At 62.4% G+C, this 16,623-nt stretch carries 14 protein-coding genes; 13 read left to right on the forward strand and 1 reads right to left on the reverse strand.

The window, feature by feature from the left end:
* Window positions 1–35 precede the first annotated feature (35 nt).
* The gene (locus J1C56_RS28545) at window positions 36–446 is read left to right on the forward strand and encodes a hypothetical protein (RefSeq protein WP_420797438.1); all 411 of its coding nucleotides are present in this window, start codon (window positions 36–38) and stop codon (window positions 444–446) included.
* Between the two features lie 86 nt (window positions 447–532).
* Here J1C56_RS28545 and J1C56_RS28550 read toward each other — a convergent pair whose 3' ends face one another.
* Window positions 533–2,188, reverse strand: coding sequence for an MFS transporter (locus J1C56_RS28550; protein WP_214393433.1), 1,656 nt, complete (start codon window positions 2,186–2,188; stop codon window positions 533–535).
* 348 nt (window positions 2,189–2,536) lie between these two features.
* Between J1C56_RS28550 and J1C56_RS28555 the strand changes: the two genes are divergently transcribed.
* The 12 genes from J1C56_RS28555 (at window position 2,537) to J1C56_RS28610 (ending at window position 16,530) form a co-directional block, all read left to right on the forward strand.
* Window positions 2,537–2,812, forward strand: a complete 276-nt coding sequence (locus tag J1C56_RS28555; protein ID WP_214393353.1) for a hypothetical protein — start codon at window positions 2,537–2,539, stop codon at window positions 2,810–2,812.
* A 108-nt stretch (window positions 2,813–2,920) separates the two neighbouring features.
* Complete coding sequence (locus J1C56_RS28560) at window positions 2,921–3,589, forward strand: hypothetical protein (protein WP_246592075.1); 669 nt, start codon at window positions 2,921–2,923, stop codon at window positions 3,587–3,589.
* 71 nt (window positions 3,590–3,660) lie between these two features.
* The gene (locus J1C56_RS28565) at window positions 3,661–3,909 is read left to right on the forward strand and encodes a type II toxin-antitoxin system Phd/YefM family antitoxin (protein ID WP_027054576.1); all 249 of its coding nucleotides are present in this window, start codon (window positions 3,661–3,663) and stop codon (window positions 3,907–3,909) included.
* Window positions 3,906–4,313 carry a hypothetical protein gene (locus J1C56_RS28570; RefSeq protein WP_056567551.1) on the forward strand — a complete coding sequence of 136 codons (408 nt, stop codon included), beginning with the start codon at window positions 3,906–3,908 and terminating at the stop codon, window positions 4,311–4,313. The genes J1C56_RS28565 and J1C56_RS28570 overlap by 4 nt, the downstream gene beginning before the upstream one ends.
* 389 nt (window positions 4,314–4,702) lie before the next feature.
* Window positions 4,703–4,891, forward strand: a complete 189-nt coding sequence (locus J1C56_RS28575) for a hypothetical protein (protein WP_006205770.1) — start codon at window positions 4,703–4,705, stop codon at window positions 4,889–4,891.
* 178 nt (window positions 4,892–5,069) lie between these two features.
* Window positions 5,070–5,972, forward strand: a complete 903-nt coding sequence (locus tag J1C56_RS28580; protein WP_214393355.1) for a DUF3991 and toprim domain-containing protein — start codon at window positions 5,070–5,072, stop codon at window positions 5,970–5,972.
* Window positions 5,973–6,303: 331 nt separating this feature from the next.
* A complete protein-coding gene (locus J1C56_RS28585; RefSeq protein WP_214393356.1) occupies window positions 6,304–6,909 on the forward strand; it encodes a DUF1419 domain-containing protein in 606 nt (201 codons plus the stop codon).
* Window positions 6,910–6,919: 10 nt separating this feature from the next.
* Window positions 6,920–7,318, forward strand: coding sequence for a DUF3085 domain-containing protein (locus tag J1C56_RS28590; protein WP_214393357.1), 399 nt, complete (start codon window positions 6,920–6,922; stop codon window positions 7,316–7,318).
* Between the two features lie 84 nt (window positions 7,319–7,402).
* Window positions 7,403–12,514 (forward strand): helicase-related protein, encoded by a 5,112-nt coding sequence (locus J1C56_RS28595; protein ID WP_214393358.1) that lies wholly within the window; start codon window positions 7,403–7,405, stop codon window positions 12,512–12,514.
* A 325-nt stretch (window positions 12,515–12,839) separates the two neighbouring features.
* Complete coding sequence (locus J1C56_RS28600; RefSeq protein WP_214393359.1) at window positions 12,840–13,028, forward strand: hypothetical protein; 189 nt, start codon at window positions 12,840–12,842, stop codon at window positions 13,026–13,028.
* A 174-nt stretch (window positions 13,029–13,202) separates the two neighbouring features.
* Entirely contained in the window at window positions 13,203–13,682 is a 480-nt protein-coding gene (locus J1C56_RS28605; protein ID WP_214393360.1) for a Ros/MucR family transcriptional regulator, read from the forward strand.
* A 1,105-nt stretch (window positions 13,683–14,787) separates the two neighbouring features.
* Window positions 14,788–16,530: a ParB N-terminal domain-containing protein gene (locus J1C56_RS28610; protein WP_214393361.1), complete on the forward strand. Its 1,743-nt coding sequence runs from the start codon at window positions 14,788–14,790 to the stop codon at window positions 16,528–16,530.
* Window positions 16,531–16,623: the final 93 nt, after the last annotated feature.

Here is a 16,623-nt window from a genome sequence, read left to right on the forward strand (position 1 = left end):
ACATCGTATCCGGTATTCGCTCGGTGCGCTCCGAGATGAACGTGCCGCCGACGGCGATCGCGCCGCTGATGGTGATCGGCGCCAACAAGGTGACGCAAGAGCGGCGCGAACGCCAGGCATCAGCCATCAAGCGGTTGGCGCGCGTCGGCGACATCTCTCTGGCAGATGTCGCCCCGAAAGGCTCGGCCCAGATCAGTGCTCAACGAGGCGACCATCTGCCTGCCGCTTGGCAGCCTGATCGATGTGTCTGCCGAAAAGGCGCTTCTCGAGAAGGCGATTGCAAAAACCGAGCAGGAGACCGCTTTGCCGGCAAGCTTGCGAACGAAAAGTTCGTTGCCAACGCGAATCCGGATGTGGTCGCCGCAGACCGTGAGCGTCTCGGCGACCTGGAGGGGCAAAGTGCCAGCCTCAAGCTCGCATTGGCCAGGATCAGCGAGGCGGCCTGAGGAAGACTTCAAAGTCAAATTTGGCACGCGGCGATAGTCGCGTGCTGTTGCGGTCGCTGATGCCCCAGATATGTGCCGGTCGGGCGTCAATGACGGGGAAGGTGAAGGATTGACTGATAGGGTTTGCGGGCCGAGCTTGTCGGCCGCTCAATCGAAAGCGTCATTTGAGGCGCTTCCTCGCCCGCGTGCAACTGGAGGATACGCTCGTCCAGTTCCTTGTCCACTTCCGTGAGACGATGGTTTAACCGAAGGTAGTCCGTCCAGGTCGGCGTGCGAAACGTTTCTGTCCATTGCATGGGCTTCTGCAGGTTGCGCTGGAGCGTCCAGTTCCGAGCACCGACGCGGCTGTGGACATGACGCCGCTGCCGCATGAGGTCGAGGAAGGCCTCGAGATTTCTCTCGGCTATCAGATATTCGACCTTGACCACGATCGGCCCGCTTCTCGGCTTCAAATTGAGGGCGACTGCCGGGGCGTCGAATTCCTCCAAAGGATCGGGCTCGGACTCGCGGCGCTCGCGAAGAGGAAACAGAACGCCGGCTGCGGCAACCAGCAGCAGAGCACCAGCGGAGCCCTCCAGTGCCCAGGTCAGCGAATGGTTCTGGGAAACCGTGCCCCATACCCAGCTGCCGGCCGCGATGCCGCCATCTATCAAGGCATAGTAGATCGAAATCGTACGCCCCACGACCCAGCGCGGGCTCGCCAGTTGCACGCTCACGCCAACCCCGGACCAGGCGGTGACCCAGCCCGCGCCGCCCAGGGCAAGCGCAATTGCGGCCACTGGAATTGAAGAGGTCAGTGCAAGGGAAAGGGAGCATGCCGCGCAGGCGACGCACGCGAGCCTCATCAACCGTTCCTGCGATAAGCTCCGTCTGAATGTGCCGTTGGCGAGGCCGGCGAAGACGGCGCCTGTCCCGAAACCGGCCATGAGCGTGCCATAGGCGAGCGGTCCTCCGCCCAAATGATCGCGGACAACCAGCGGCAGCAGCGCGAGTATGGCGATGCTCGCCAGGCCAAAGAGGGTTCCGCGCGCGATCGCCGCCTTGATTTCCGATGACATCGCCGTGAAGCGCAGCCCATCATAGATCGCCGTCCTCATCGACTCGCGTGGAAGAGGTGACGAGCGAACCTTCCACTTGCAGCGCCATATCGTGCCCAGGGGTACCAAATAGGTGAGGGTGGTCACGGTAAAAGCCGTCATAAGCCCGAACGAGGCAACCACGATGCCGCCGAGCGCCGGGCCCACGGTCCGGACGGTGTTGAAGCCGACCGAGAGCAATGTGACGGCAGCGGGAACATCGCGTCGCTGCACCATATCGCCAACCGAGGCCTGCCAGGCGGGATCGTTGAGAGCGCCGCCGCTTGCGATCAAGAAGCTGAAGCCGAGGATCATCCACGGACTAACAAAGCCCAGCGCCACGGACGCAGTGAGCATCGCAGAGGCTATCACCATAAGGCAACGGCCGGCGAACATGACCCTGCGACGGCTGAAATTGTCGGCGAGCACCCCGGCGAAGACAGATAAAATGAACGCGGGCAGGTTCGATGAAGCCTGTACCAACGCAACCATCAGATCGGAAGTCGAGATCGTCGCCATCAGCCAGCTGATGGCGACAGTCTGCATCAACCAGCCGAGAGAAGAGACCTGCGTGGCGAGCCAGATCGAACGAAAAGTCGGCTGCATGAGTGGCGCAAAAGTCGTCGGCGCAGCCAAATCTTCAACTGATCCAGCTACCCTACTCATTTTTTGCAAGCCTTTTCTTTCCGGTATCGGCCGTCTCGCATGTAATCTCGACTGAACCGAGGCGGCTGGCAAAATTGAGAGAAACTTTTTGCCTCCGATGAGGCGGGCACGGTTCCTTCCGATCAGTGATTTGCGGCCGAGACGCTGACCCGAGCCAACTCACCTTGCCTTCGAAGACATCACCCGGGTGGAGCCCGTTCTTGCTTGTCGTTTGACGCAGCATGCTTCATCAACAGGCTCTTTGCCGGGCGACGCCTTTTCGCGGGACGCGACCATGTTCTTTCGTTGAAAACTCATTCACCAGGCGCGGTCAATGCGCTGAGTGTGGCTTGGGGAGAGTGAGGACGTTTGCAGATCTTTGACAGGATCGATTCACTGATAGACGCAGACGATTGCCGGGCCGCGATCGAAGAGGCGCGTGCCTTGCTACTTCAACTCGAACAAAGGTCTGATGCGCTCACACATGCGATCGACGACTTTCTGCTCGATCTCATGACACTGTCTTTCATTATTGAATGTTACGGGCGCGGCTTTGAACTTTTGGCGCGAACGCTTGCCCGTAGAAGACTGGCGAAGGTCAGGCTTTTGTCGGGAGGGGTCGGTTCTGTCACTTGGCCGTTTTAGCGGCGATGTAAGCACCGGAGCCATGACGTGAGTCTGGAGGCTTCCAAGCGCCGGTTTGGCCGGTTAGGGTTTGTAGGGGCGCGAACAACCGCATGAACGAACGGGATGATGCTGGAAAAACTGCGCACCTGTTGGGGGTTTAGCCCGACCGTCGACAGGAACATCGCCCTGGTCGAAGGCTTTCTGAAGGGCAAGCGGTTCGCCGACCTGGCTCAGGAGCATGGCTTGTCGACAGCCAGGGTGCGCCAAATCATCGAGAAGGCCGATTGGTTCGTGGGCGGCGGCATCCTGACCAAGGCTGAACCGTCCAAGGCCTCGCCTCGATCCGATTTCATGGCCGCCTATCCGTATGTGTGGAACCTGGCCCAGCTGCAAGGGCTCGGTAGCGCCACGCCGCGTCATTTCTTTAGGGAGTTGGAACGCGCGGGATCGCTGGAACGGCTCGTTGAGAAGATGAAGCGATTGCCGAGCCGCGGACGAACAACACGTGAGCTGGTGCGCCTCGTTTGGCAAAAGGAGAGGGGCGAGAGCCCATGGCCTGCGATGAAGCGATCAAGCATTGCGATCGCGCAACCAAGCTGCCCGGTCGACCGTCCGGACCGCGCCCTTCAGTGCCAGCTCGCCTTGGAACCGGCCCTCCAGCAATTGGTTCAGCGCGCACTGGAATCAGGCTGGAGCGAGGATGAGACAGTCTACGCGCTCCTCGAGCTCGCCGGCGCGCGCCTCAAGGGGCAGCTTCCGAGGGCGGCGGTAGTCGATGGAGATGGCACTTCCTGAAACAGCTAATTCAGCCATATTGCCAAAAATAGCTGTTTCACCTATTTTAGGGGTAAAGATGGAGAGCTAGGATGACCAGCTTTACGCTAACCGACCTCGGAAACAAATCTGGCGAGGTGGTAGAGGCGGCATACCGAGGGCCTGTTGAGATCACAAAGCGCGGCAAGCGCAAATTTGTGCTTCTGACCGTTGAGCAATTCGACCGATTGGCGGGACGAAGCGCACAACGGGCGTATCGTGTCGAAGACCTCAAGGGAGCCGAGCGTGATGAAATTCTCGCTGGCCTGGACGCCGTCACCTTGAGGGATAGCGGAGAATGACCGAGCCTGAACACGGCCACGTCATTCTCTATTCCTATCTGTGGGCGCGAGAATTCGATCGCGGTGAAGACAGTGGCCGAAAGGCTCGGCCGACTTGTGTGATGGTAATCGTCGCAGGCAAGGATGGCCGCACGCGGCCTCTGCTTTTTCCCATCACGAGTAAGGCTCCGGGACCTGACCGGCGTTGCGTCGAGGTCCCGGAGACTGAGGCGAAGAGGGCGAAGCTCTATACGCCGGCCTGGGTCATCGTGGACGAATTCAATGTCGATGACCTCACGACCTCATGGGCTTTGGAGTCCACCGTTCCGGTAGGCCAGTTCACGCGACGTTTCATGGCGAAGGTTGCGGCCGAGGCAGCGGCCGCCATTCGGGCCAAAAACATTCGCAGCATACCGCGGCAATGATTATCGCATTGCTCGCTGAAATCCTCACTTGAATGGCGTTCTTTGCACGGACGCCACTATCGCGGCGGCATCGTCGGTACAGCAAGAACGGTTCCTGCCCTGGACTAGACCTTGATGAAGCTGGCATAAGTTGGCCGCAAGTACTGTAGTCATGAATCCGCGAGGTTTCGTGGCGAGTGACGTGGCTCCTGTGCGGGGCCATTTCCCGCTCTTTCGGCTTAATTCCCTTGTTCCAGCCCGGACCTTGCCGATCAACCCGCTGCGGGGTCGGACTACGCAAAGCGTGCCGTCGCTCAAGGCTTCGCCATCGCGATGATCGCGGTCCCGGCTGGACCCGACGGGCGCCTGTCGAGCGGGGAATGGTCCCCGCAAACACGGGAGCAAAACACATGTCGCACGAACTCAGCCTCGCTCAGAGCCACGCCTGGAACCTCGCTCGCACCCTGATGACGCCGGTCATCCTGTTCAAGGTCAATGACAACGAGTACGGCGTTCTTCCTGCCGAAGACCTCGACGGCGACGAAGTCGAGGCGATCGCCGAATACTGCCCATACACAGGCGGTCGGCCGGTTCATTGAACCGGCCCTCTATGCCACGGCGTGCCGCTTGCGAGCGGCAGGCCGCAAGGGAGGCTGCGCCGCGGCGGTAGCCGCGCCCTTGCGCCCTTTGCTCTTCGCGGCGGTCGCGGCGTGTTCCGCCAATTGTGGAAGAGATAGACTTGGAGAAAGGCGGACCGCAGGCTGCCAGGAGAGAAGAATGGAAAAGGCGGATATAGAAGAGCTGCGCGGCCGGGTCGGCTGTGCGGCGGTGCTGGAGACGGGCGGCTTCTCGGTCGACCTCAAGGAAAGCACCCGCAAAGCGGTCAAATATCGCCGTGGCGACGATATCATCATCGTCATCCATGACGGCAAGGGATGGTTCGCCCCGTTGTCGGATGCAAAAGGCGATGTCTATTCGCTGGTGCAGCATCTGGACGGCGGCGATTTCGTGGAGGCCTTCGTGCGGGTAGCATCGCTTGTGGGATTGGTGCCGAGCGAGCCCGAATGGAAACGGCAGCCCCGGGAGACCGAACCCGACCAGTCCGTCCCGCAACGATGGGCGAGGCGACGCAAGCCGTGGCGCGGGTCGGCGACCTGGCGCTATCTGCGCGATGAGCGGCACATTCCCGAACAGGTCATCGCGACAGCGACCGCTCAGAACGTTCTGAGGGAAGGCCCGCGCGGCAGCATGTGGGCCGCCCACAGCGACGCGGCCGGTATCGTCACCGGCTGGGAGGAGCGCGGCCCGCAGTGGCGGGGTTTTGCGGCTGGAGGCGGCAAGATGTTGTTCCGGGTGGGGACGACGATGACAGCCACCCGCATCTGCGTCACCGAAGCGGCGATCGACGCCATGAGCCTGGCCGCGATCGAACGGATCCGGCGCGATACGCTGTATGCCAGCACCGGCGGCGGCTGGTCGCCGGCGACGGATACGGCTCTTCGCCTGTTGGGGGCAAGGCCGAACACGCGGCTTGTGGCGGCCACCGACGCCAACCCGCAAGGCGAGGCATTCGTGTCGAGGCTGCGTGAGCTTGCCGGCGAGCTCGCCTGCGACTTTGAGCGGCTGAAGCCGCGCGCCGAAGACTGGAACGCGATGCTGCAGGACGCGGCACCCGCCTGACGGCGCCGATCACTCAACCGCCGGCGCAAGATTGAAGATCGCTGCCAGCGCTCTGCCAATGACCATGTCAACTCGAAAGTCTGCGCCACGCGGGCATGACAGCCGGTTCGCACCGCCAAATTGGAGAGGAAGAGAGAGAAAAGGAAAGGAAACCGGGTTGCCGCATGCCCGCCGGTCGCGTGCAAGGGTGAAGCTTCGCCCGGCTGCGCCGGCCCTTGACCCGCCCGGACGGAGAGGCGGCCGCTGGGAAGGGGTCATGAAGGGCTGAAGATGATGGGCATCCACGAGGGTGTTGCGCGCTCAGGCCCGACGAGACTGAAGGAGCCCGCCGATGAACCCCTTTTCTCCCATCCGCAAAATCTACCAGGGCATTGCCGACCGCCGGCAGATGTTCCGTTTGTTCGACCGCCATGCGCAGCGCCCGAACCGGGATCACGTCGATGCCCGATCTCTTTATCGCGGGGAGTGGTTTGGAGTCGCCCGCGCCGAGCATGACTACATGCTGGAGATCCTGCCACCGCTCTGGATGCGAGGTGAGATGTTCGCGTTGCGCGAGTTCCTCACCGACAGCATCACCAGCGTCTTCTACACACTGCGCATCGACGGCGGAACGCATTACTATCATGCCTATTGCGATCTGAATGTCGCGCGATCGCCTGCCGAAATGCGCGATGCCATCGTCGAGCGCGAGTCCTCGCCGGTGAAGGCGATGACGCGCGAAGAGCGGTTGGAGCATATCTGGAGCGCCACCCACGACGCGTATCGTGGCTATGCCGGGGATCGCTGGCTGCCCGAGCATCGCGGCAAGCGCACGGTGCTCTGTTATGGCGGCCGGCAGGGCACCACGCTGAAGCTGCTCGACGAGCTCACCGATGCTGAGATCGCGGCCAAGCTGCCGGTGCATCTGCGCCACCTTCCCCTGGCCGTTGCCGCGTGAGGGGGAAGCGATGTTCACTTTTCCCATCCTTGCCGTTCGCAAGGTGATCGATTGCGGCATTGCCGATGCCGCCGCCAATGGAGGCTTCCGCAATCCCTACTATGGGACGAAGCCTGGCGAGGGCGAACGGCCCGGCCTCTGGTTGGTCGGCGACGAGGGCGTCTACATCCTGTCCAACGGCAAACTCGCCGAGGGCGCCCGCGCGCTCGTCGTCTATTCGGAACAATGCCACCCTGTCGGCAATCCCGACTGGTGGGACTACAAGCGCCGGCATTTCGGCGGTGACGACGGCATCGAATTCATCGGCGCCGAGCAACTGATCCCGCTGTTCGATCGCAACCTTCGCTGCACGCATCTCAACGTGCAGCTCACCGAGACCGAAGTCTCGCTCTCGCTGATCGCCCGCTAACCCCAGCCAACCTGCCAGCCTTTCACGCGGCCGCCAACGGCGTCCGCGCGATCGGGCTCGCCCTCAAATCCAAGGAGATTTTCCATGGCTCATGACGACCCCTTTACCATCGACCTGTTCGGCAGCACGGCCATTTCGTCCGGGCTTGGCCTTGGCGTCACGGCTTTCGCCGCTGACTTCGGGCCGGGCGATGACAATGATCCCAATTCTTCCGCGCCTTCGCCGGTCACGCCAGCGGTTGCAGCCATGCAACCGACGTCGAAGCCTCGACGGGGTCATGGACTGAACTTTCATCTTGCCGGCGATCGTGGGCTGGCCCGTGGCTGGAAGGATCGGGCCCGCGACAACATCGCTTCGATCCGGCTCGCCGCCGAAATCGAGGCCGACGAGCGCCCTGCCACGCGCGAGGAGCAGGAGCGGCTGATCCGGTTCACCGGCTTCGGCGCGTCGGACCTTGCCAATGGTGTCTTCCGCCGCCCCGGCGAGAGCGATTTTCGCAAAGGCTGGGGCGAGATCGGCTCGGACCTGGAAGATGCCGTCGGCGAGATCGACCATGCCTCGCTCGCGCGCTGCACCCAATATGCCCACTTCACCCCGGAGTTCATCATCCGGGCGATATGGTCAGGCCTCCAGCGTCTCGGATGGCGCGGCGGTCGGGTTCTTGAACCAGGCGTCGGAACGGGCCTGTTTCCGGCGCTGATGCCGCGGTCCTTGCGCGGCGTCTCCCACGTCACTGGAATCGAACTCGATCCCGTCACCGCGCGCATCGCCCGGCTGTTGCAGCCGCAAGCGCGGGTCATAAACGGCGACTTTGCCGCCACGCAGCTGCCGGCGACCTTCGACCTCGCCATCGGCAATCCGCCCTTCTCCGATCGCACGGTGCGCTCCGATCGGGCGTATCGGTCGGTGGCATTGCGGCTGCATGACTACTTCATTGCCCGGTCGGTCGATCTGCTGAAGCCTGGAGCTTTTGCCGCCTTCGTCACCAGCTCTGGCACGATGGACAAGGCAGATAGCACCGCGCGCGAGCATATTGCGAAGGCGGCCGATCTGATTGCCGCCATGCGCCTGCCCGAAGGCAGTTTCCGGGCCGACGCCGGCACCGACGTCGTGGTCGACATTTTGTTTTTCCGCAAGCGCAAGCTCAGCGAGCCAGAGGGCGACCTCTCATGGCTCGACACCGAAGAAGTTCGGGCCGCGACGCGGGATGAGGGCGCGATCCGCGTGAACCGCTGGTTCGCGCGCCACCCGGATTTCGTACTCGGCACGCATGCCACTGTCTCGGGGCCTTATGGCGAGGCCTATTCCTGCCTGCCCCATCCCGGTGCCGATCTGGAGCGTGCGCTCACCGCAGCGATCTCGCTCCTTCCGGAAGCCATCTATGACGGCGAGCCGGCCGAGATTGATCATGAGATTGATCACGACGCCAAGCCCAGTGCCGATGTCGTCGATGTCGTCGATACCCTGCCGGAAGGCGCCGGCGTGCGCGAGGGCAGTTTCGTCGTCGCGAAAAATACCGCCCTCGCGCAGATGATCGATGGCGCTGCGGTGACCATCACGGTGCGCAAGGGCAGGGCGAGCGAAGGCGTGCCGGAAAAGCACGCGCGTATCATCCGCAAATTGATCCCCATCCGTGATGCGGTGCGTGAAGTCCTGAAGGCCCAGGAGTTCGACCGGCCCTGGAAGCCGGCCCAGGTCAAGCTGCGCATCGCATGGTCGAATTTTGTGCGCGGCTTCGGCCCCATAAACACGACCGTCGTTTCCACCAGCGAGGACGCCGAGACCGGCGAGGTCCGCGAAGTGCATCGCCGGCCAAACCTGCAGCCCTTCCTCGACGATCCCGATTGCTGGCTGGTCGCCTCCATCGAGGACTACGATCTCGAAACCAACACCGCCCGGCCGGGTCCGATTTTCACCGAGCGCGTCATCGCGCCGCCCGCACCACCCATCATCACAAGTGCTGCCGATGCGCTTGCCGTCGTGCTCAACGAACGCGGCCATGTCGACGTCGATCACATCGCCGAATTGCTGCACGCCGATACCGAAGCCGTCATCACCGAACTCGGCGACGCCATCTACCGCGATCCCGAGACCGGTTCGTGGCAAACGGCCGACGCCTATCTCTCCGGTCAGGTCCGCGACAAGTTAAAGGTCGCGGAAGCCGCAGCCGCACTCGACCCAATTTTCGAGCGCAATGTCCGCGCCCTGGTCGAGGTTCAGCCGGCCGATCTTCGGCCTTCCGATATTACCGCCCGTCTTGGCGCACCATGGATACCCGCCGCCGATGTTGTCGCCTTCATCAAGGAGACGATGGGTGCCGAGATCAGGATCCATCATATGCCGGAGCTGGCATCGTGGACCGTTGAAGCCCGGCAATTGGGATGGATGGCGGCCGGCACGTCCGAATGGGGCACCGATCGCCGTCATGCCGGCGAGCTCCTAGCCGACGCGCTGAACAGCCGGGTGCCGCAGATCTTCGATACGGTGAAAGAGGGCCCTGCTGAAAAGCGCGTGCTCAATGTTGTGGATACGGAGGCCGCCAAGGAAAAGCTGCACAAGATTAAGACCGCTTTCCAGAACTGGATCTGGTCCGCTCCCGACCGAACCGACCGGCTGGCTCGGGTCTACAATGACCGCTTCAACAACATCGCTCCCCGAAGATTCGACGGGGATCACCTGCAGCTTCCAGGCGCCTCCGGCGCCTTTTCTCTTTATGGACACCAGAAGCGCGGTATCTGGCGTATCGTCTCGGCCGGCTCGACCTACCTCGCCCACGCCGTCGGCGCCGGCAAGACCATGACGATTGCCGCGGCCGTCATGGAGCAGCGCCGGCTTGGGCTGATTGCCAAGGCCATGTTGGTCGTTCCCGGTCATTGCCTTGCACAGGTGGCCCGCGAATTTCTGGCGCTCTACCCGACCGCGCGAATCCTCGTCGCCGATGAGACGAATTTTTCTTTAGCCAAGCGACATCGCTTCCTGTCGCGTGCGGCGACGGCGACCTGGGACGCGATCATCATCACCCACAGCGCCTTCCGCTTCATCGGCGTGCCGTCCGCCTTCGAGCAGCAGATGATCCACGACGAGCTGGAACTCTACGAAACGCTGCTGACCAAGGCCGAGAGCGATGACCGCGTCTCGCGCAAGCGTCTCGAGCGGCTGAAGGAGGGGCTCAGGGAACGGCTGGAGGCGCTGGCGACCCGCAAGGACGACCTGCTCACCATCGCCGAGATCGGCGTCGATCAGATCATCGTCGACGAAGCGCAGGAGTTCAGGAAGCTTTCCTTCGCCACCAACATGTCGACACTCAAGGGCGTCGATCCGAACGGCTCGCAGCGGGCCTGGGACCTTTATGTCAAATCCCGGTTCGTCGAGACGAAGAATCCGGGCCGGGCGCTCGTGCTGGCCTCCGGCACGCCGATCACCAACACGCTTGGCGAGATGTTCTCGGTGCAGCGTTATCTCGGTTACGAGGCGCTGCTTCAGCGCGGCCTGCACGAGTTCGACGCCTGGGCTTCGACCTTCGGCGACGTCACGACTGAACTCGAATTGCAGCCATCCGGCAAATACAAGCCGGTGACGCGCTTCGCAACCTTCGTCAACGTGCCGGAGCTGATCGCCATGTTCCGCTCCTTCGCGGATGTGGTGATGCCGCAAGACCTGCGGGACTATGTGAAGGTGCCGGCGCTTTCGACCGGCGCACGTCAGATCATCACCGCCAAGCCGTCCGCGGCCTTCAGGCGCTACCAGATGGTGCTCGATGCCCGCATCAAGGCCATCGAGGAACGCGACCGTCCGGCAGAACCTGGTGACGACATCCTGCTCTCGGTCATCACCGACGGCCGGCACGCCGCGATCGACCTGCGGCTGGTCGATCCGGACGATGACAATGAGCCGGACAACAAGCTCAACGCCCTGATCGGCAATGCCTTCCGTATCTGGCAAGAAACAGCGCAAAGCAGCTATGCCCGCGCCGACGGCAAGCCGTTCGAGCTTGCCGGCGCAGCGCAGATGATTTTTTCCGATCTCGGCACGATCAGCGTCGAGAAGACCAGAGGCTTCTCGGCCTATCGCTGGATTCGCGACGAGCTGGTCCGCAGGGGCGTTCCGGCATCGGAAATTGCCTTCATGCAGGATTTCAGGAAGTCGGAGGCCAAGCAGCGCCTGTTCGGAGACGTGCGCGCTGGAAAAATCCGGTTTCTGATCGGCTCCTCCGACACGATGGGCACCGGCGTCAACGCGCAGCTTCGCCTCAAGGCGCTGCATCATCTCGATGTGCCGTGGCTTCCCTCCCAGATCGAGCAGCGCGAAGGTCGTATCCTGCGGCAGGGCAACCAGCACGATGTCATCGATATCTTCGCCTACGCCACGGAGGGATCGATGGACGCCCAGATGTGGCAGAACAACGAGCGCAAGGCCCGGTTCATCGCGGCCGCCCTGTCCGGTGACACGTCCATTCGGCGGCTGGAGGATATGGGTGAGGGGCAGGCCAACCAGTTCGCCATGGCCAAGGCGATCGCCTCGGGCGATCCGCGTCTGATGCAGAAGGCAGGTCTGGAGGCAGACATTGCCCGTCTGGAGCGCCTTCGCGCGGCCCACATCGATGATGAGCACGCCGTTCGACGGCAGATCCGCGATGCCGAGCGCGATATCGAATACTCGACCCGGCGCATCGGCGAGGTCGGAAAGGATATCGAGCGCCTCGTGCCGACGACCGGCGACGGGTTCAGCATGGTGGTTGGGGGCGAGGCGTTCACTGAGCGCAAACTCGCTGGTCGCGCGCTGATGAAGGAAATCCTGACTCTCGTGCAGCTTCACCAGGAAGGCAAAACCCCTATAGCCTGCATCGGCGGGTTCAATTTCGAATATTCCGGCGAGCGTTTCGGCAAGGACGGCTACCGCTATGCCACCATGCTGGTGCGCACCGGCGTCGATCATGAGATTGAGCTCGCGGTGACCACCACGCCGCTTGGTGCGATTTCTCGCCTCGAGCATGCCTTGGCCGGCTTCGAGGGCGAGCAGGTACAATACCGCCAGCGTCTTGAGGATGCCGAGCGCAGGCTCATCTCCTATCGCTGTCGTCAGGGCGGCGAGTTCGGATTATCTGGTGAACTGGCCGAGAAGCGCCGGCAGCTTGCGGAAATCGAAACCGATCTCGCGTCCTTGACTGATGGCCGGGATCAGCGTGCTGCCGCGTAGCAGGCTCGATACACGCTGCCGATCATTGTCAGCCATTGACCGGGGGCAAAGGTTCAAGGCCGCTCGGTGCAGGCGATGCAGGAGGTGCGCCGTACTGCTTACCCATGTTGATGCCACGTTTGGGTCATACTCGGGTCCGGCCAGCCAGACCACATGACGTAACGTCAAGAATCAGCTAACTGGATCATCGCGGCGGACCTGATTGGACCGTCCGGCCGGCGCCTGCCAGAGCCCCCCGCAAAAGCAGGCGCCGGCCTTTTAGCGCTTGAGAGGCGAGCAATCATATTGTTTCGTCTTGTCCCCATCCAGACACGAGGCAGTTGCGATGGACGACACCAAAGGCTGCGCGAACCACACGTCCGTCGAGATAGTCGAGGCCATGGGCGAGTGGTTCGTCCGTGTTGTTGGGAACGGCGAAGAACTTACCCGATCATTCGACCTAGAATCGGTCGCCCTTGCCTTCGCGGAAGGCCAGCGGACACGCCTAGGGCTTAAGGACTTCAAGCGGATCTGACCCGACTTCCGCGTTCACACCATAGCCGCCTAAATTCAGTCTGCTATCGATCCGTTGCGGGATGGCCCGCCGCAAAGCCGGCCGCCATCATTGGCTCAGAATAGATCAGGCCCGGTTGCGTACTGGACAGTGCTCAAATAGAGATGAGACAAATCAGACAAAAGGACCGACACATTGACAAAAGAATCCGACCAACTCCCCGCCGAACTAGCCGAGCTTACTGCGGAGATTGTGTCCGCCTACGTAAGTAAGAACCCTGTGCCGGCAACCGGTCTGCCTGAACTAATCGCATCCGTGCACAAGTCTCTGTCCGGGCTTGGTACGCCGATCGCGCCTGTCGTTGAGCCGCAAACTCCCGCGGTCAACCCGAAGAAGTCGGTGACGCCAGATTTCATTATCTGCCTCGAAGACGGCAAGAAGTTCAAATCCTTGAAGCGGCACCTTAGCACGGACTTCGGTCTGACGCCGGACGCCTATCGCGAGAAGTGGGGCTTGCCGCGCGACTATCCCATGACGGCCCCGAATTACGCCGCCCAGCGCTCGCAACTGGCGAAGTCCATCGGGCTTGGCCGCAAGGCTGAACCCGTCGCACCAGCCAAGAAGGCACCTGCGAAGCGGAAACCCAAAGCGTCCGCACCACCTGACGCTATGTAACGACCCAGCTGTGTCAAGGCGCGGCGGATTCCAATCCCGCCCGTGGCCGGCGCCATTCGGATAAGCTTCAGCGAGGGCGCCGGCCTTTGTTCTTAGCGTGGCGGAACTCGCCGGGCGAAGAAACCCCAACCACCTCAAGCCCGGCGAGCCTACACCTGATCAAAGTAGGCGATCAGGACCGGGATCAACCGGCACTACGTCCGAAGCAAGAGCAATGCCAGCACTTTGGTCCCGAAATGGGACAATACCGGGGTCCCCCGTCAGCAGCCGGGTTTCTCGTCAGAAACAACAAACATAGAACAAAAACCTGGTGGGCTGTCGCCACGGGAGCCGCCGCGCCGAGACAGAGAACCGTCCACCGACCTGCGAGGGCTGATTGATGTCGACAAGACAGCATAGGCTGCGTTCGGCAAGCGCTCAACGAAGTGGGCGAAAACAGCCGTGACCAGGATGGAGCGAGCCGGGTTGAGGAAATGGCGCGGCTGGCCATCTGCGCCTATCCTGCGATCAGGGAAAGCAATGCTTGGGCTAAGGCCCGATATCGTTTTGAGTTCGAGCGCGCGGCTTCGCTCAACTCTATGGAAGGGTTGAGATGGACTGCCTGTTAGCCTCCATCAGATGGTTCGGAGTTCGCCGCTCGACGTCTTCTGGAACTTTTGTCCTGCACCAGTTTGTAGCTGACCTTCTGACCATGAATGGGTGACGTCATGATCACAGCCCGACAGCTTCGAGCCGCTGGAGGGCTCCTTGCGGCGTCCGTAGGTTCAAAGACGTTAACCTTCGGTTTGGCGTGCAAAATTTTCCGTCTATCTCCATACCCCGGTCTATGTCGCAGGGATGAGGAAAGGAAAACGGAGGAGGAATAAAACCCGCTCGCAGATCGGGCGAGCCGCTGACGCTGGCGCTCAACCGCGCCGCTCGCAATCCCGGCCGCGTCGTCCTGCGCAGGGCCCAAGAGCCCGCTCGGCCAGCCGGGCAGGGATGCTCGGCCGCAATTGCACCGGCCCGTCCGCTCCGCGGGCCGGGGGATGTCTTCGGGAAGAAGACGAGGAAGGACACAGCGAACGAACGGCGGTGTCCGCAAACCCCTTGAAGGAGCATCTCCATGGAACTGAAGTTTGTCGATCCGCGTGCGCTGAAGGATAACCCTGACAAGGCGCGACGCTCGAAGTCCAGTCCGCAGGCCGACGCGCTGCTGCTGGCCACCATTCGCGCCGTCGGCATCGTGCAGCCGCCTGTCGTGGCGCTGGAGACGGAAGGCGGAAATGGCTACGTCATCGATGCCGGCCATCGCCGGGTGAAGCAGGCGATTGCGGCCGGTCTGGAAGAGATCGCCGTCCTGGTGATCGACAGGGCCGAGGATGGTGGCGCCATGCGGTCGCTGGCCGAGACGCTGGCGCACGAACAGCTCAATCCCGTCGACCAATGGCGAGCGATCGAACGTCTGGTTGCACTGGGCTGGACCGAAGAAGCCATCGCCGTCGCTTTGGCGCTTCCCGTCCGCCAGATCAGGAAGCTGCGCCTGCTCGCCAACGTTCTGCCGGCTATGCTCGACCAGATGGCCAAGGGCGACATGCCCAACGAGCAGCAGTTGCGCACCATCGCGTCGGCTTCGCTTGATGAGCAAAAGGAGGTCTGGAAGAAGCACAAGCCGTCCAAGGCCGATCCGCAGGTGTCGTGGTGGAGCGTGGCGCAGGGCCTGACGAAGCGTCGCATGTACGCGCGCGACGCCAGCTTCGGTGACGATCTCGCCCGGGCCTACGGCATTGCCTGGGTCGAGGACCTGTTCGCTCCGGCCGACGAGGACAGCCGCTATACGACGGATGTCGAGGCCTTCCTTGGCGCGCAGCAGGAGTGGATGGCAAACACTGTGCCCAAGCGTGGCGTGATCGTGGAAGCCGCTCAGTGGGGCGAGCCGAAGCTGCCGCCCAAGGCCGAGCGTGTGTACGGCAAGCCGTCCAAGTCCGATCACACTGCCATGTATCTCGACCGCGAAGGCAAGGTGCAGTCGGTCGCGTACCGCATGCCGGCGGCCAAAAAGCCCAGGGGCGAGAATGGCGCCGATGTCGTGACCGACGGCGATGATATCGTCGTTGCGGCAAAGCCCCGTCCGGACGTGACGCGCAAAGGCATTGAGATGATCGGCGACCTGCGTACAGACGCGCTGCACGAGGCGCTGTCGCGCGCACCGATCGGGGACGACACGCTGATGGCGCTGCTTGTTCTCGCCTTCGCCGGCCAGAATGTGGCGGTGGCATCTGGTGCCCGCGACATCTCCTATTACGGGGCCGCAGGCCTCGGCGAACATGCCGCGCGCCTGTTCGACCACGACGGCAAGCTCGAGTTCGACATGGACACGCTGCGCATTGCCGTGCGGTCCTTGCTGATCGACGTTCTGTCCTGCAGGGAGAATCGCTCGGACAGCGGCGTTGTCGCCCGTGTCGCCGGCGACGTCATCGCCGCCGACAACTTCCTGGCCAACATGGGGACGGAGGATTTCCTGTCATGCCTATCGCGGCAGGCTCTGGAAGCCGCCTGCGCGGATACATCCGTCCCGCCCCGTCAGAAGGTCAAGGACACCCGTGCGGCCCTGGTCGAGCATTTCAAGGAAGGCCGCTTCGTCCACCCGTCGGCGCTGTTTGCGCCCGCTCCCGAAAAGCTGACCTCCTGGCTGAAGAAGAACGAGGCCAGAAAACAGCCTGACGACGACACGCCGCAGCACCAGGACGAGCTCGACGGCGATGCGGTTGTTGAGCCCGCGCATGACGACGTCGGCGAGGATTCCGCTCCGCGGGAGGAGGACCTCGCGGACGAACAGATCGAGCCTTACAAGGTGGCCGCCGAGTAGGCGGCTCAGCCTACCTTTCCCTCAGAACGATCATTCCGCCGCCGGCACATCACCGGCGGCGGTTCTGTTTCCACCATGAGCAACAAGGAGACC

The organism is Aminobacter anthyllidis (assembly GCF_018555685.1).
Taxonomy (GTDB): Bacteria; Pseudomonadota; Alphaproteobacteria; order Rhizobiales; family Rhizobiaceae; genus Aminobacter; species Aminobacter anthyllidis.

What these genes read in the sequence shown, in the direction of transcription:
- J1C56_RS28545 (WP_420797438.1), top strand. Translation starts at nt 36, where the DNA reads ATGAACGTGCCGCCGACGGCGATCGCGCCGCTGATGGTGATCGGCGCC.
- J1C56_RS28550 (WP_214393433.1), bottom strand. Translation starts at nt 2,188, where the DNA reads ATGAGTAGGGTAGCTGGATCAGTTGAAGATTTGGCTGCGCCGACGACT.
- J1C56_RS28560 (WP_246592075.1), top strand. Translation starts at nt 2,921, where the DNA reads ATGCTGGAAAAACTGCGCACCTGTTGGGGGTTTAGCCCGACCGTCGAC.
- J1C56_RS28565 (WP_027054576.1), top strand. Translation starts at nt 3,661, where the DNA reads ATGACCAGCTTTACGCTAACCGACCTCGGAAACAAATCTGGCGAGGTG.
- J1C56_RS28570 (WP_056567551.1), top strand. Translation starts at nt 3,906, where the DNA reads ATGACCGAGCCTGAACACGGCCACGTCATTCTCTATTCCTATCTGTGG.
- J1C56_RS28575 (WP_006205770.1), top strand. Translation starts at nt 4,703, where the DNA reads ATGTCGCACGAACTCAGCCTCGCTCAGAGCCACGCCTGGAACCTCGCT.
- J1C56_RS28580 (WP_214393355.1), top strand. Translation starts at nt 5,070, where the DNA reads ATGGAAAAGGCGGATATAGAAGAGCTGCGCGGCCGGGTCGGCTGTGCG.
- J1C56_RS28585 (WP_214393356.1), top strand. Translation starts at nt 6,304, where the DNA reads ATGAACCCCTTTTCTCCCATCCGCAAAATCTACCAGGGCATTGCCGAC.
- J1C56_RS28590 (WP_214393357.1), top strand. Translation starts at nt 6,920, where the DNA reads ATGTTCACTTTTCCCATCCTTGCCGTTCGCAAGGTGATCGATTGCGGC.
- J1C56_RS28595 (WP_214393358.1), top strand. Translation starts at nt 7,403, where the DNA reads ATGGCTCATGACGACCCCTTTACCATCGACCTGTTCGGCAGCACGGCC.
- J1C56_RS28600 (WP_214393359.1), top strand. Translation starts at nt 12,840, where the DNA reads ATGGACGACACCAAAGGCTGCGCGAACCACACGTCCGTCGAGATAGTC.
- J1C56_RS28610 (WP_214393361.1), top strand. Translation starts at nt 14,788, where the DNA reads ATGGAACTGAAGTTTGTCGATCCGCGTGCGCTGAAGGATAACCCTGAC.